This is a genomic window from Micromonospora sp. NPDC049497 (genome assembly GCF_044465805.1).
Taxonomy (GTDB): domain Bacteria; phylum Actinomycetota; class Actinomycetes; order Mycobacteriales; family Micromonosporaceae; genus Micromonospora.
Genome location: NZ_JBITMC010000002.1, coordinates 92,088 through 106,557, shown reverse-complemented (window position 1 = coordinate 106,557; position 14,470 = coordinate 92,088). Strand labels below are relative to the sequence as shown.

The window sequence follows — 14,470 nt, the reverse complement described above, 5'->3', positions numbered from 1 at the left end:
CATGAACCAGGCGGTGCAGGGCGTCCACTGGGCGATCACCGCGTCCGCCGCCCCGGCGACTGGCATCGGAGTGTGGAGGGCAGTGCAGCTGCTCGGGATGACGCTCAAACCACCTGCACTGGCGGGACATCGAGGTGCCGGCCGACGACGATTGGCGGCCGTCATCTCGCCTGCGGCGGCACCGGCTGGGCGCCAGGGCGCTTCTCGCGGTCGGACGGTTCCTGGCTCCGCTGCACCAGCTCCTGAAACTTCCAGAGGGCCCGCACCCGCGCCACGACCTGCCACCAGCGGCCGTCAAGGATCAGGGCCATCTGCCCGGTCAGGTCGAGAATCTGCTGCGCCTTGTCGTGTCGGGTGCGCTGGGACAGCATGATTCCTTGCGCGGTGCCGATGTACGACATCACGACCTTCATCGGACCTGAGTAGAACATGCCGGCGTGCCGGTCCATGTTGTCGGCCATCGCCTGTGCATGTTCACGCAGCCGGTCGTAGTGGCGTTGCCGCTCAACACGCAGGGTCTCTCTGGACTGCTGGTCGGCGTCTTTCGGAATGTCTATGGAGAGGAACGTCGCTGACAGGCCGATGGCGGTGAGCGCGGCGGACAGTTCCCGTCGTGACCGGTGGGCGGCGAGGATGCGTTCTTTGCGCGCTTCGAGGCGCGGTTTGGCGGCGTATTCGATGCCGAGCGTGACGATCAGGGCAGTGACGGCGGAGGTGGCGACGGTGTCCCAGTTGATCGATGGCATGCGGGGCAGTGTGCCGTCCGGGTACGACGCGAGGATGGTTTCGCGGTTGTCGGGTCGGTGACTACCTCGGCGCTGCGGTTCGCCGGAACCACCGACCCACTGATGAAGCTGTCGCCGCACCACCCCGTCGCCGATCTGAATGCCCCCAAGTCATGACAGGAACGGTAGAACAAACTACCAACAGGCAGAAGCCACGAGTAGCGCCATAGCCTCTTAATATGTCAATCCGCCCAAACCCTGAGATCAGATTCATTAGCCAAAGTCAACTCGTTACATCCTGAGTTCTCTCAGATACTTTAAGTAGCCATAGGTCCCGATCGGCCGAGACATACTGGGGGCGGCTATGGCTCGATACTGGCCCGTACTTAAGGCACGTGCAGACGAGTTCAAAGCGTTAGCGCAGCTTCGGGACCAGGAGGTCGGCCGCGTGCGGCCCCTGTTCGAGGTCTCACCCTCGGTTGACGGCCCAACCCAAGCCGGTCTCAAGTTCGTACGTCAGGTGCGAGACGCGGCGCCTGCTGGCCTGACTCTCGGGGTCGACACAATCTACGCCAGGGTCAACGATGACGGTCGACCACTGATCACGGAGATCGCCAACGACCTAGCCCAGTGGGGCATCCCCATCGCCCCAGTCATCCGCCTACACGATCCAGACGAACATCTGTCCGCGTGCGGAGAGGCGGCTCGCCTCCACAACGAGACAGCCATCGTGCGACTCGGCAGCATCACCACGGATCCCGACCCTGTCGCCGATGCAGCTCGGATATCCAAAGCTCTGTCTATCGCAAAAGTCAGTCGTGATCGATGTCATCTGGTGGTGGACATGGCTGAGGTTCGTTCCGAACGAGACGTCAGCCGGGCGGAGCAGGTCGTCAGGAACGTGCTGGACTCACTGGGCGACGAGGGATGGGCCTCTGTCGTGGTCACGTCGGGCGCTATGCCGCCTGCCATTACGAACCTGCCTCGCAACGAAGCTACACCTCTGACGAGATGGGATTGGAAGCTCTGGAGACGGCTAGCCGACCGCGGCCCAGATTTTGGCGACTACGCAATCGCGCATCCAGCCATACAAACCACCGGCGGCCGCGGGCCACTGCCCAGCCTCAGGTACACCGCCGGGGAGAATTGGTGGATTTACCGTTGGGCTCGCCACGAAACCGGCGGCAACGACACTTTTTATGACCTGTGCCAAGCCCTAATCTCATCCGACCATTGGCCAGCCGAGGGCCCAGACTACTCGTGGGGCGATAGCGAGCTCGCGCGGTGCGCCAGACGCCAGCCGGGGCCAGGGAGCGCAACGCAGTGGCGAGCATGGGGAACCTCTCACCATCTCGCGCATGTCACGAGCGAGCTGGCCAGTCCTCCCGCGCCCTGAGCACGCGCCGCACCTCCGCCTGCAACTCCCCCAGCTCTAGCGTCTCGGCGAGGCGTTCCCATACGAACCACCTCGGCGCCTTAGACAAGCCACCATGGTTGCCGCGTTCCCTCAGCAGCGCCATTGCTTCCTCCCGCCAAAGCAATTGCGCCACAGAGAACGGATTAGGACTGGGGTTGCGGCTGCCACGGCGGACGTTCCGAATCCGGACTGCGCGCTTACCAGGAGCGGCGAGCCAGACGCCCCACCACGACGGAACTATTTCTGAAGCTTGATCCAGATACCGATCGGTCGTCACCAGCGAGGCCCGGTCGAGCACCCGGCTATACAACTCGGCCTGCATTCCTAGTCGACTCAGTTTATCCTCATCGCTTTTAATCTCGAAACCGGATATGTGGCCGTTGATGACTGCCACATCTACCCTGGTTCGGCCAGCGCAGAGACCCAACTCGTGGCGAATGTAAGTGTCCGGCTCCGAGTGATACTTCAAGGCGAGACGAGCCGTTAGCGCCTGACGTATATCGCTATCGCGCATCCCGCCTCCTCTTCCGCCCGATGCTGCCCCGACCGTCGATACTTCCATACGGGGTTCAGCGCATCTAGCACCCGGCGCCCCTCAGACCGTGTAGGTGATTCCGAGCAGCACATGAGCACGGTGTAGAGCGGGCCGCCGAGAGCACCGCAGGCAAGTTCGCGTAGGGACGAGCAAGACGCTTCCCCCGAACCGGCTGTCTGGCTCTGAGCGGGCCGGCCTGCGCGGGTCGGTGGCGGTGGTCGGCGCTCGTTGTGGGAGGGGCTGAACCATCTCCGCATCTCCGCATCTCCGCAAACATGCCTGTGAGCTGGGCGAATGCTTGCGGAGATGCGGAGGTCCGTCGAACGGCCATCTCCGCAATCGGGGTCCATCTCCGCACTAGGTTGCGGAGATGCGGAGATCGATAGTCCCTGATGGTCTGATCTCCGCAGAGAGTTTCCGCTGGTGGTTGCCGGTGGCTGCGGCGTTGCGGAGATGCGGAGATGGTTCAGCGGTTTTCATCCGTCGTGGTGCTCGACCCAGAAGACGGTGCGGTCGCCTCGGTCGTTGCGGCCGGCGCGGATGACGTGGTTACCGCGCCAGCGTCCGGCCTGTCCGGTGAGCATGCGGCCGAGTTGCAGTGGGTTCGGTAGGCGGCCGTTGTGGGTGGTGATGAACTGCCCGTCCCACGGGTCGTGGAGGTCGCTACCGAGTTGCAGGGGTTCGGCGTCGCGGCGCAGGTCGGCGGCGGTGATCGCACGGCCGCCGTGGCGGTCGTGCCAGGTGGTAAGGAACGCGCGCCAGCGCGTTTCGTCTTCATCGATCTCACGGATGTTAGCGGCGTTGGTGAGGGACCCGTCGATGTCGTGATGGTGCAGGAAGCCGCCGAGGGCTTGCGCCCACGGGGTGAACTGCCGCATCGACAGCCCGGACACCTTCAGCGCTCCTTGGCGGGTCCAGTCGAGGACGAGGACCAGGAGGTGCCACAGGACGGTGAGTTGGTTGGTCGGGTCGGTGATCCACTGGTCGAGGTGCGGAATGCCGAATCCGGTCTGGTCGCGTAGTTCGGGGCGGGGCATGTCCGGGTCGAGGTGCACCCGGACGGTGCGGGAGGCCATGTCTCCGCCGACTTGCAGGTTGTTGCCGGTGGCCATCCACAGCCGGTCGTTGACGGTGGCGATGTTCCGCGACGCGCCGAGCTGCCCGTCGGACCAGACGCCGCTGGTGACGAGCTGGGCGAGCACCGGGGAGTCGATGACGCTGCCCTCGGCGAGGTTGTCCCAGATGACATGGCGTACAGCGATGGCGAGGTCCGCCAGCAGTTCTCAATCTGCTTCCGCGCCCGCTATGTCGCCGGTGAACCGACGCCTAGCAGCGAGTCCTCAGAGGTCCGGTGGGTCAGCAGGGACGACCTGGAGACCCTGCCAATCCACCCATCGACGCGGCTTCGCATCGATCACGGCTATGAGCGACGGTCAGAGCCCTACATCGGTTGAAAACTCCCGGCCGGCCAGGCGCTTCTCGGTCCGGCGGACGGCGGCGAGCAAGGTCGGTTCAGCCCTAGCCCAAAACCTCGTAACAAGATGCTCCGGACCGTACCTAGCGCGCACCTCCGCCAGCCGGTCATGCACATTTAAGGCCTGCCCGTCGGGGCCTGTGGTCATGTCTGCATACCAGAGAGCATCCCGCAACTCCGTTTCTTCGTCCGCAAAGCCGGTGCGGAGTTCGGCTGCAAGTCCCCTCTCCTCCGCTTCGAACAGAGCGCAGGAGTGATGCGCGACCAAAGCAGCCAGTCGGACGCAACAGCCCTCTGACCGCAGCCACCGGGCTCCGTCCAAGGCATGGGAACCGGTCTCGACGATGTCCGGCGCGTAGCCGATGTCGTGTAGCCAGGCGGCAGCAACAAGTAGGGGTCGCTCATCAGGGCCAAGTATCGGCGCGATGCCGGGCGCCTTATCGGCCACAGCCTTCACATGTTCCCACCGGCGAGGAAGGGAAGTAGCCAGCTTCCCCTCAGCCAGGCCCTTGGCAGCACTCACGTCCACTCCAGCAACCCTACTCGCCGCAGAACTGTCATCGCCCACTCGGTGCGCCCCCGCGCCCCGAATAAGTCAAAATGGTCCGTGCCGCCAACGCTTGGGCATCGCCGTCTGCTGCCGATAGGAGGCTCATCAAGAGATGCGACGCCTCCGTGTAACCGGCCCTATCGACCATTTGGCCGTAGAGCGAGCGCAACACTCTTGGCAGCGGATCAGGCACCCCCGATCTTTCGCGTAGGCCGAAACGAACCCCCTTAATCGCCGCAGCAAGTTGAGCCGGCCCGAGCCACGACTGCACGATGGTCCGAGTAAGGAGTGTCTCCAAGTTACTCGAAGCGTCCTGCTCGCTCCCTGCAATCTTAACAAGCCCTATCGACGCACTTGTGAGCCATGCAGTGAACTGCTCGGCGTTGCCAGCCGTACGCGCAAGTGCCGCCATAAGGAAATTCAAGGTCACAGTCGGATTACGCCATGCCCAAACACGCGATAGGTAGGAGGCAGCACCCTTAGCCTGCCAGCCGTCAGATGCGGCAGCGAGCTCCATGATCGGCGCAGAAAATTCGATATCTACATAAAAGTTGCTGACCAACTTCGCCAGGCTCGCAACCCGCTCAGCCTCCAAGAAAACGCCACTAGCATGCAGATGCTCGATCAGCGCGACCGTTCCGAAACTCGGAATACCCATACTCGTGGCGAGTTTACGCATCAGCACGTCATCGGACCAATAGACCCATTGGTGCTCTGCTGCCGCATCAACACCGTTGAGCCAGGGCATGTTCGATAGGTCCCGGAACTGGCGAAGCTCAGGCCAGGGTATCCGGGACAGCCCTTCCATCATTTGTACAATTCCGCGTGCCCGGTCAAGCATCGTCGCAAGATCATCGTCACTGGTTACGGAAACGCCCCCCCGACCCTGCGCAGGATCCCAAACCATGGTGACGGTCGACCGCGCAGCAAGCGAATCGCGCGCCTCCAAGGCGTCCTTGTATATCTCATCGGTTGTCAACACAGCGAGGGGGGTACCGAGAAGCGTGGTGATAAAGGGCCCGTCCAGCAGAACAAGTGAGTGCAGCGCAGTGGCATCGATCATTACCCGCTGCTGCAGGGACGCTCGCACACCGGTTCGATCTGAATCGGAGAGGCCGGGGTCAACTGCGAAGACGAAGCCAGCGGCCCGGCTTATCGACACCTCAGCCATAGATCGGCCCGTCACCGATGAAGCCATGCCCAGGGGCAGCTCCGCGGATTGAACACGCTTGAAGACGTCTTCGCGTGCCTCGTACGCTTGCCGCAAGTCCTCCTCAAAAGGCTCAAGCGGGTTCGACTCCGGCCCGATCCGCATCATCCGGAAGTGAGGACTCTCCGGAAACTCCTCGACAAACTCCTGCGTCGCCGCCCGAAGCGCCTCCAAATCCTCTTCGGAAAGCTCGGGCCCTCTGCGGCCAACACCCGTATACAGAAGGCCCAGAAAGGCGGCCAGGAGTTGTTCGTCTCCGGGCCACTTCTTCATTAGACGCAGCGCCTCTCCGACGAAACGCGAATCGCGTGAGAAGCGGGAGTTCAAGTTCAGCCAAAGCAAGGCCTCCACCCTGCTCCTAGGCTCAAATGGCGCACCATTGATGGTTAACGCCTGCCAAGCACTATCCAGATCGCCCCGGTTGAAAAGGCATTGCACGAGCGCCCAGTGTGCATCGACGTCTTCCGGATTCTCTGCAATCATTAGTCGGGCGACATCCGCGGCTTTGTCCCAGCGGCCATCAGCTGCCTCAATTTCCAGCAGCATGGCTCGGACTCTCGACACACCACCCCAACCGGCACCGCCCAGGTCGAGGCTCGCCTGAGCCGCTTCACGCGCGTGTGCCGGATTTCCCGCTTCCCTGAAGCGTTCAGCCGCCATGGACATAAGACGAGGGTCGCCCCACCGGATTGCGGATTCCCTCAACGTCTCGGCGGCAAGCTGGACGTTTCCCTCAGCAAAGTATCGGTCCGACAATTGTATTGCGAGGAGTCTGCTTTTGCTTACGTTCGCCCTCAAGCTAGCGATATCGCCAGACCCTGCGGCAACGACCGAACCGATTGCTTGCAGTTCCTCTACGAACTCGGCGTTGACGTCGTCAGAGAGATCTCGCAGATCGGGGGGCGCAATGCCGGAACCCGCCATACCCATTGCGGCCTGCAGCTTTTCTTCGTCAGTTTCTGCGACCTCCCACACTTTCCTCCATGCTTCTTGGGTTTGCTCTGCGCCATCCGGTGCCGAGCGCTCAGTTAACGTAGCGGCGATGTGAGCCCGGACATACTCGCCTTGCACCAGTGAGGCTAGCTCTCTCGCCCGCTCAACTCGGCCCGTGATTGCCGCCGCCAGCGCAGCATCCGCCGTTAAGTCCTTGCTGCCGACTTCGCTTGGCCATGCTTCTCCATCCGGCGTAGGCTGAGAAATCCGCCAAGCGAGGTCCGCGTTCTCAGACAGAATCGCCGCCCTAACCGCGGTAAGCACTGCCTCCGCTGAATCTCCAAACCACTTACGCCGTTCGTCCCTGACACGAATAGCCAGGTGCAAGGCTTGCTCAGTATCGGCAAACCTATGGCTGGAGCCGCGCCGAACGGCACGCACGAGCAGCAGTTGTGCGGCAAGCAGTGCGGCACCAGTGCTCCCCGTAGTTCGCCAGGCGTCCTGCGCTCTTGCGATAGCACCGTTGCGATCGCCCTTTCCGAGCTGGATCGAAATTCCGAAGACACCCTTCAAAGCCTCGTCACGTGGCGACTGTGGCTTCCATTCGCTGATGAGTCGTTCCGCCCTCTCCCAGTCCTCCTCGTGAGCAGCTATATATGCAGCAGCCAACGGTAAGTCTGCAGCTAGTCTTTCCAGCTCGGAGACTGCTTCCGCTAATGAGAACGATAGCTTCCGGACTGCAGAGAGGGTCGCCCAGTAGCTTCGAGGAAAAGCGCCGCGGCCGAGCCCATCCTGATAGAAGGCGACTGCCGCTTGCGGCGCCCCATAGTCTCCCGCAACCGTGCCGAGCCAACAAAGCACTCCTGACGGTGCTTCTGAAAGCCAATGGGGAAGCGCATCCGACCATTGTCTTAGGAGGGCAGCACGCTCCTGCGTTGCGGACAACTCGATAACCACACGTTCAAATCCGGGCCACTGCGCGCGGAGCTGTCTGGCATCTTCCGCCAACAGCGGCGGCAAGGTCTGCAGCGAAGACTCGAAGCTACTGCCGGCATCCATTCGCCTGATGACGGCGTCGCGCGCTGCGGACACGTCAAGGCGGGTCTTTTCTGCCTCACCCCTAACAACTTTCAGGTTCCATTCACTGGACAAGGCGGTTGCTTCGGCGGGAGTATGAGCAGCCAAAAGGCAGTAGGTTATGACATATAGAAGGGTTACAGCCTTCTCTTCCACCTCATCTTGTCCGACGTCCTTCACAAGTGGGGCGAGACTGGTGGCAGCGTCGCTTAAGGAAGAGGCGCTGTACTCGCGTAACCATTCCTGCGACTGCGGGGCCTTCAACCATCTCAACGCCGGGAGGAACCCGACCTTCATTCTATAATCGCGAGCCCTCCGCGAAACGGACCAAGCTACGCGGTAGCGAAGTGTCCACTTCAAAGCCAGATTCCCGACCAACCGCCCCATAGCAGGCCCAATGGTCTTTACTAGAGTCGCAATTGCGACAGAAGTCGGCTCCACGAGGACCTCCGAGCAGGCATAGGGAGGCTCATCTTGCCAAACCGTCGACAGCCGCGCCCGCAACTGCGCATGATCATGGTTTGCGGTCAACCTGCCGAGGCGGCGGCTTCACAGGCATGCGCCCGGCTAGGGTGACAGCAGCACGCTGATCAGACTCAGAAAGCCAAGCGGCATAGACGCGCAGGGTGGTGGCTCCTCCCCCGCCGTGCCCCAGTCGGCCCGCGACGGTCCGCACGTCGACGCCCGCGGCAATTAGCTCCGTTGCTGAGTAATGCCGCAGGGCATGCAGGTTCGTTGTGATGCTGAGCCGAGCGGCCATCCGGCTGAACCGCTGGGTGGCGGTATCCGGCACTAACGGCGTGCCGCCGTCCGGGTCCGGCGAGAACACGTAGCCCTCGCCCGGCAGGGAGAGCCCGAGGGCCGATGCTCGTTCCTCGCAACGCACCAGCTGGTCGCGCAGCACCTCTACCGTCTCCGCGTCCAGGGCCACACGCCGCTGCTGGTGCGTCTTGGTGTCCTTCTCCCGCAGCCTCCCCGCGTCGTCCGCGTAGAGAGCGGTCCGTAGGGTCAGTACGGCCGCGTCCAGGTCGACCGCGGACCACCGCAGCGCGCACAGCTCACTCCGACGCGCCCCCGTCGTCATGGCCACCCACACGAACGCGCCCCAGTCGGGATCCTTCCACGCCTGAGTAACGAGTCGGGCCGCTTCGGGCGCCGTTGGTGGGTGCGGGTTGGGCTGAGGCATCCCGGGCTTCTCCGCTTGGTCTGCCGGGTTGACCGCAATCCAACGCCACCGGACGGCCCGGTTCAGCGCACCGGACAGAATCCAGTGAATCTGCCTGATCGATGCCGGGGCGAGCGGCTTGCACTCGTGCGGCCGACACTTGTCGGTGCAGTCGTGCGGCCCTGCCTTCCGGTGCTCGATCGCCTTCCGGCTGCCTCCACAGTGGTCTCGACACTTCCGCAGCACCGCGTAGAACGACTCCAGCGTCTCGGCGTCCAGCCGGCCCACCGGCAGCTTGCCGAGCAACGGCCGAACGTGCTTGTTCAGCTTCTTGACGTAACCCTGCCGGGTCGATGCCTCCACGTCGAGCACCTCAAGCCACCGGTCAAGCAGCTGGTCGACGGTGGCACGGGTGCGCGGGTTGCGCCGGTCGTCCACCTGGGCGAGGAACCGCGTACGCGCCTTCTCGGCTTCCTTCCGGGCGGTCGGGCCGGCGGGGATGGTCTCGGTCAGGTAGTGCCGCTTCTTCGTGATGGGGTCGATGCCCGCGTAGACCTTCACCCGGAGTGAGCCGCTGGGCAGTTCCTCGACCTCGCCGCGCTGGCGCTTCCCGCGCCCGTTCGCCGTCGCCATGGGGCCGACCGTAGCGCGCTCGCACCACGAGTAGCACCACGCAAAGATCGGCGATCTAGCGTTTGTGCTGGTGGGGCGGGCGGGACTCGAACCCGCGACCGAGGGATTATGAGTCCCCTGCTCTAACCGGCTGAGCTACCGCCCCGGCACCGCGCCGGATCCTATCCCGCCCGATCCATCACCGGCCAGCATCACGGCGTCGTCGGCGCAGCAGCACGATGGGCAACGCGAGGATAACAGTGAGCAGCCATCCCGGCTCGCGGTCCCCTTCTCAGCCGGTGCGCAGCCCGTCCAGGACCGCTCCGGCGGTGCGCCAACCGCTGGCCAGCGCGCCCTGGATGGACGGGCTGTCGCGGTGGTCCCCGGCCACGTAAAGCCCGTCACCGAGCGACACCGGCTTGCGCAGCCGCCCCTGCGGCGGGGGCGCGGCGGGCAGCGCGTCCGTAGAGGCGGGTCAGCTCCGCCCGTACGGTCGGCTCGGGTGGGGCGGACGGGCCGACCACCGAGGTCGCCACCAGGTGCTTCCCCTCCGGCGCGTACGTCGGCGCGGCCCGGCTGATCACCACCGTGTTGGCGACGGTCTCCCGTCGGTCGCCGTCGAGCAGCAGGATCGGTTCGTCCAGGGGCGCGGTGTCGGTGCTGTGGTAGTAGGTCGTGTAGCTGTGCATGCGTACCGTCGCCAGGGTCGGCAGCAGCATGGTCGCCGCCGGCGGGTCCACGGCGACCACGACGGCGCGGCAGGCGATGTCGCCGGCCTGGGTGCGGACCCGACGGGGCGCGACCTCGGCGACCGGGGTGTCCAGGTCGATGAGGTCGGCGGGCAGCGGGTCGGCGACCGCCCGCGGCAGCGCGGCCATGCCCTCGGCGGGTAGGCCGATGCGGCCCCGGGCGAAGGACCGCAGCACCATCGCGAGGACGTGGCTGGAGGTCTCCAGCTCCCGGTCGATGAAGACGCCGGAGAGGAACGGGCGCAGCAGTTCCTCGATGATCGCGTCGGAGAGCCCGGCCCGGCGAAGCGCGGCCTCGCTGGTGGTCTCCGGGGCGGCGAGCAGCCGCCCGGTGGGCAGGGTGGCGCTGCCGGCGGCGAGCGCGGCGAAGCGCACCCGGTCGAGCAGGGAGCCGATTCCGGCGAGCGCGGCGCGAGGCGCGCCGGTGGGCTCACGCAAGGGGTTGACCAGGCGTTTCAGCTCGTCGCCCTTGCGCACCAACACGCCGGAGGTGAAGTAGCCGAGGTGCAGGCGGTCGACGTCGAGCAGCTTGCCGAGTTGCGGGTAGGCGGTGTTGAGGACCTGGAAGCCCCGGTCGAGGAGGTACCCGTCGACGGTGTCGGTGGCGACACGGCCGCCGAGCCGACCGCCGGCCTCCAGCAGCCGCCACGGGACGCCGGCCCGGTGCAGCCGCCGGGCCGCGGCCAGGCCGGCCAGGCCGCCGCCGACGATCACCACGTCGGTCTCAGCCAGCATGACGCGCCTCCCCCTCACCCTGGGACCGGGACAGCCGGCCCGGCCACCACACCTTTGGCCCGATGTCGTACGCGAGTGCCGGCACCAGCAGCGAGCGGACGACGATGGTGTCGATCAGCACCCCGACCGCCACGGCGACGCCCAGCTCGACGAGCACCACCAGCGGGAGCACGGCGAGCGCGCCGAAGGTCGCGGCGAGCACGATGCCGGCGGAGGTGATCACGCCGCCGGTGACCGCGAGGCCGGCCAGCACGCCGGCCCGGGTGCCCCGTTTCACCGACTCCTCCCGGACCCGGCTCATCAGGAAGATGTTGTAGTCGATGCCGAGGGCGACCAGGAACACGAAGGCGAAGAGCGGGAACGAGGCGTCGACGCCGGGGAAGTCGAAGACGTACCGGAAGATCAGCGCACAGAGCCCGAGTGTGGCGGCGAAGCTCAGCAGCACGGTGGCGATCAGCAGGATCGGCGCGAGGACCGCCCGCAGCAGCAGGGCCAGGATGATCGCGATGACCACCAGCACCACCGGGATGATCACGTTCTGGTCGCGCCGGGAGGCGTCGGAGGTGTCCACGTTGATCGCGGTGAACCCGCCGACCACGGAGTCCGAGTTGGGTACGGCGTGCACCGCCACCCGCAGGTCACGGATGGTCCGCTCGGCGCCGTCGCTGTCCGGCGGGTCGGCCAGCGTCGCCTCCAGTTGGACGCGGCCGTCGACCACCTTCGGGGGCGCGTTCTCCTCGGGTGGGCCGGCCCGCTCCGCGGTGACCGGGCGGACGGCGGCCACACCGGGGACGCCCCGGGCCACCTCGGCGACCTGGCGCGCCGTCCCCTCGGTGGTGAAGATCGTGGCCGGGCTGCCGGTGCCGGCCGGGTAGTGCCGGGCGATGACCTCCTGCCCGGCGACCGAGTCGGTCCGCTCGGTGAACAGGTCGGTCTGGCCGAGGGTGGTCGCGCCGAGTTGGGTCAGGCCGAGCGCGAGCGCGGCCAGCAGGACCGCGGTGACCAGCCAGACCGGTCGGGCCCGCCGGGCCACGAATCCGGCGACCCGGCTCCAGATGCCGTGCTCGGCCTGCGGGTCGGCGCGGTCGTGCCGGGGGCGGCGCGGCCAGAACGCCCACCTGCCGCCGAGCACCAGCAGGGCCGGCAGGAAGGTGAGCATCACCAGCAGGGTGGCGCCGATGCCGATGGCCGCGACCGGGCCGAGCGCCCGGTTGGAGTTGAGGCTCGACAGCAGCAGGCAGAGCAGGCTGAGGATGACGGTGCCGCCGGAGGCGATGATCGCTGGCGCGGCGCCCTTCCAGGCGGTCCGCATGGCGTCCCAGGGACGCTCGTGCCGGTGCAGTTCCTCCCGGTACCGGGCGACCAGCAGCAGTGCGTAGTCGGTGCCCGCGCCGAACACGAGCACCGTGAGGATGCCCTGCGCCTGCCCGTTCAGCTTGATCACGTCGGCGTCGGCGAGCAGGTAGACGAAGACCGACGCGAGCGCGAACGACATGCCGGCGGCGAGGAGCGGGAAGAGCCACAGGATCGGGCTGCGGTAGACGACCAGCAGGATCACCAGCACCACGCAGAGGGTGACCACCAGCAGGGTGCCGTCGATCGCGGAGAAGACCTCGATGAGGTCGGCCAGCAGGCCGGCCGGCCCGGCGACGTCGACGGTCAACCCGTCCCGGTCGCCGCCGGCCACGGCGCGCAGTTCCTCGACGGCCGCGCCGATCGCCTCGCCCTCGGCGTCGTCGATGGGCACCACCACCTGGAGGGCCTGCCCGTCCTGGCTGGGGATCGGCGGCGGCAACGGCGCCACCACCCCGGGCACCCGGGCGAACCGGGCGGCGTCCGCGGCGACCCGCTGCCGGTCGGCGTCGGTGATGCCGGAGGTCCGCTCGTAGACCACCAGCGCCGGGGTGGTCTGCCGGTCGACGAAGCCGCCGGACAGTTCCTGGGCCCGGGTCGCCTCGGCATCGGTGGGGAGGAAGGAGGCGTTGTCGTTGGTCGCCACCTCGCTCAGCCGGCCGGCGAACGGCCCGGCCACCCCGCCGATGACCAGCCAGGCGAGCACGACGGCCACCGCGACCAGCGTGACCCTGCCCCGGCCACCTCTTCCGGACATCCGCATCCCACCCTGAAACGACGCATCAATCGACGCAGCGGGAGTCTAAGTCGACATCGCCCATCCTGCCGGCCAAGCGGAAGGAAGGGCCCCCTCTTAACGCATTTCGCAGAGGAAGGGCCCCTTGTTAACGCATGGCGGATGTGCGGCCGTCCAAGCGGAACGCGCGCGGAGGGGCCGGGCCGGGAAGACGGCGAACGCCCGCCGGCATGCCGACGGGCGTCTGGTGGAGAAGCTCCCCCGTTTGGACTCGAACCAAAAACCTGCCGGTTAACAGCCGGCTGCTCTGCCAATTGAGCTACGGGGGATCGTGCTGCCGCCCGCCGGAAGGATCTCCTTCGCCGTGCGACGGGGACAAGAGTACAGGACTCCCCCGGGCGGCGGTCCAGGGGGTTACCCACCCGAACAGACGCCACGATCACCAGAATAAAGCAGACAAATCGCCATCACGGCACAGGGAGGCATGAGCAGAGAGCAGGATGGGTAGTTAGCTGCCGACAGAGGACGCAGGCGCGAATTGGTCGACCCCGGCCGGGTATGCGGGGGCCGACGGCGCGTCAGGTACGAGAGGAGCCGCCATGCGCGGAAAGATCATGTTTCTTGGCGGGCTGGCTGCGGGATTCGTCCTGGGCGCCCGTGCCGGTCGGGAGAAGTACGAGGAGTTGGTGATCCGGGGCCGCAAGGTGCTCGACCACCCGACCGTCCAGGAGGCGGCGGGTGTCGCGCAGGCCCAGGCGACCCGGCTCTACAGCGAGGGCAAGGACAAGGTCAGCCAGTCGAAGCTGGGTGAGAAGCTGGGCACCGGCACCGGCAACGGCCAGAAGCAGGAGCTGACCGCCGCCGACGACGCGTTCGCCGGCACGCCGGCCACCGTCGGCGCAAAGTCGGGCTCGAGCTCGGCCTCGGGCACTCCGTCGGCCACCACCACGCCTCGCAACAGCAAGCCGTCCAGCTCGGGCACCAGCGGCGTCTGATCCACCGCACCACTGAGCGGGCCGGTCACCCTCGGGTGACCGGCCCGCTGGCATGTGTACGCCCTTGTCGGACCACTTTCGCCAGATCGAAGCGAAAGTTCGCACGATCCGGCGGAAACTTCTGCCTCCAAAGTCTTCTCTTTGCTCCCGTCCGCAAATATCGTCCTGCATAGAACCTGGCCAGGCTCTTGGTACGTCCCGTGA

The 14,470-nt window shown here is 65.9% G+C and carries 8 protein-coding genes, 2 tRNA genes and 3 pseudogenes; 3 read left to right on the top strand and 10 right to left on the bottom strand.

Annotated elements, in window-relative coordinates; all coding sequences use genetic code 11:
- Positions 1-161: 161 nt before the first annotated feature.
- Positions 162-746 carry a hypothetical protein gene (locus ACIBR0_RS03745; protein ID WP_396712539.1) on the bottom strand — a complete coding sequence of 195 codons (585 nt, stop codon included), beginning with the start codon at positions 744-746 and terminating at the stop codon, positions 162-164.
- 343 nt (positions 747-1,089) lie between these two features.
- On the opposite strand from ACIBR0_RS03745, the gene ACIBR0_RS03740 reads away from it, so the two are divergent.
- Complete coding sequence (locus ACIBR0_RS03740) at positions 1,090-2,121, top strand: beta family protein (RefSeq protein WP_396712538.1); 1,032 nt, start codon at positions 1,090-1,092, stop codon at positions 2,119-2,121.
- Here the strand turns inward: ACIBR0_RS03740 and ACIBR0_RS03735 are convergent.
- The gene (locus ACIBR0_RS03735) at positions 2,087-2,656 is read right to left on the bottom strand and encodes a sce7726 family protein (protein WP_396712537.1); all 570 of its coding nucleotides are present in this window, start codon (positions 2,654-2,656) and stop codon (positions 2,087-2,089) included. The two genes, ACIBR0_RS03740 and ACIBR0_RS03735, sit on opposite strands and share 35 nt — an antisense overlap.
- 497 nt (positions 2,657-3,153) lie before the next feature.
- A pseudogene (locus tag ACIBR0_RS03730) lies at positions 3,154-3,933 on the bottom strand (hypothetical protein); the annotation flags it as partial.
- On the opposite strand from ACIBR0_RS03730, the pseudogene ACIBR0_RS03725 reads away from it, so the two are divergent.
- A pseudogene (locus tag ACIBR0_RS03725) lies at positions 3,925-4,131 on the top strand (NUDIX hydrolase); the annotation flags it as partial. The pseudogenes ACIBR0_RS03730 and ACIBR0_RS03725 overlap by 9 nt on opposite strands.
- Here ACIBR0_RS03725 and ACIBR0_RS03720 read toward each other — a convergent pair.
- The 7 genes and pseudogenes from ACIBR0_RS03720 to ACIBR0_RS03690 form a co-directional block, all read right to left on the bottom strand.
- On the bottom strand, positions 4,111-4,674 hold the full coding sequence (locus tag ACIBR0_RS03720) for an HD domain-containing protein (protein WP_396712536.1): 564 nt from the start codon (positions 4,672-4,674) through the stop codon (positions 4,111-4,113). The pseudogene ACIBR0_RS03725 and the gene ACIBR0_RS03720 overlap by 21 nt on opposite strands.
- A gap of 34 nt (positions 4,675-4,708) precedes the next feature.
- Positions 4,709-8,218 (bottom strand): tetratricopeptide repeat protein, encoded by a 3,510-nt coding sequence (locus ACIBR0_RS03715; protein WP_396712535.1) that lies wholly within the window; start codon positions 8,216-8,218, stop codon positions 4,709-4,711.
- A gap of 217 nt (positions 8,219-8,435) precedes the next feature.
- Positions 8,436-9,719, bottom strand: a complete 1,284-nt coding sequence (locus tag ACIBR0_RS03710) for a tyrosine-type recombinase/integrase (protein WP_396712534.1) — start codon at positions 9,717-9,719, stop codon at positions 8,436-8,438.
- A 68-nt stretch (positions 9,720-9,787) separates the two neighbouring features.
- A tRNA-Ile gene (locus tag ACIBR0_RS03705) sits at positions 9,788-9,864 on the bottom strand.
- 126 nt (positions 9,865-9,990) lie between these two features.
- Positions 9,991-11,182: pseudogene (locus ACIBR0_RS03700) on the bottom strand (NAD(P)/FAD-dependent oxidoreductase).
- On the bottom strand, positions 11,172-13,292 hold the full coding sequence (locus ACIBR0_RS03695; protein WP_396712533.1) for an MMPL family transporter: 2,121 nt from the start codon (positions 13,290-13,292) through the stop codon (positions 11,172-11,174). The pseudogene ACIBR0_RS03700 and the gene ACIBR0_RS03695 overlap by 11 nt, the downstream one beginning before the upstream one ends.
- Before the next feature lie 235 nt (positions 13,293-13,527).
- A tRNA-Asn gene (locus tag ACIBR0_RS03690) sits at positions 13,528-13,600 on the bottom strand.
- Between the two features lie 270 nt (positions 13,601-13,870).
- On the opposite strand from ACIBR0_RS03690, the gene ACIBR0_RS03685 reads away from it, so the two are divergent.
- On the top strand, positions 13,871-14,266 hold the full coding sequence (locus ACIBR0_RS03685; RefSeq protein ID WP_357039169.1) for a hypothetical protein: 396 nt from the start codon (positions 13,871-13,873) through the stop codon (positions 14,264-14,266).
- Positions 14,267-14,470: the final 204 nt, after the last annotated feature.

Bases quoted from the DNA above. Each gene is read 5' to 3' on its own strand.
- ACIBR0_RS03745 (WP_396712539.1), bottom strand. From the start codon at position 746: ATGCCATCGATCAACTGGGACACCGTCGCCACCTCCGCCGTCACTGCC.
- ACIBR0_RS03740 (WP_396712538.1), top strand. From the start codon at position 1,090: ATGGCTCGATACTGGCCCGTACTTAAGGCACGTGCAGACGAGTTCAAA.
- ACIBR0_RS03735 (WP_396712537.1), bottom strand. From the start codon at position 2,656: ATGCGCGATAGCGATATACGTCAGGCGCTAACGGCTCGTCTCGCCTTG.
- ACIBR0_RS03715 (WP_396712535.1), bottom strand. From the start codon at position 8,218: ATGAAGGTCGGGTTCCTCCCGGCGTTGAGATGGTTGAAGGCCCCGCAG.
- ACIBR0_RS03710 (WP_396712534.1), bottom strand. From the start codon at position 9,719: ATGGCGACGGCGAACGGGCGCGGGAAGCGCCAGCGCGGCGAGGTCGAG.
- ACIBR0_RS03695 (WP_396712533.1), bottom strand. From the start codon at position 13,292: ATGTCCGGAAGAGGTGGCCGGGGCAGGGTCACGCTGGTCGCGGTGGCC.
- ACIBR0_RS03685 (WP_357039169.1), top strand. From the start codon at position 13,871: ATGCGCGGAAAGATCATGTTTCTTGGCGGGCTGGCTGCGGGATTCGTC.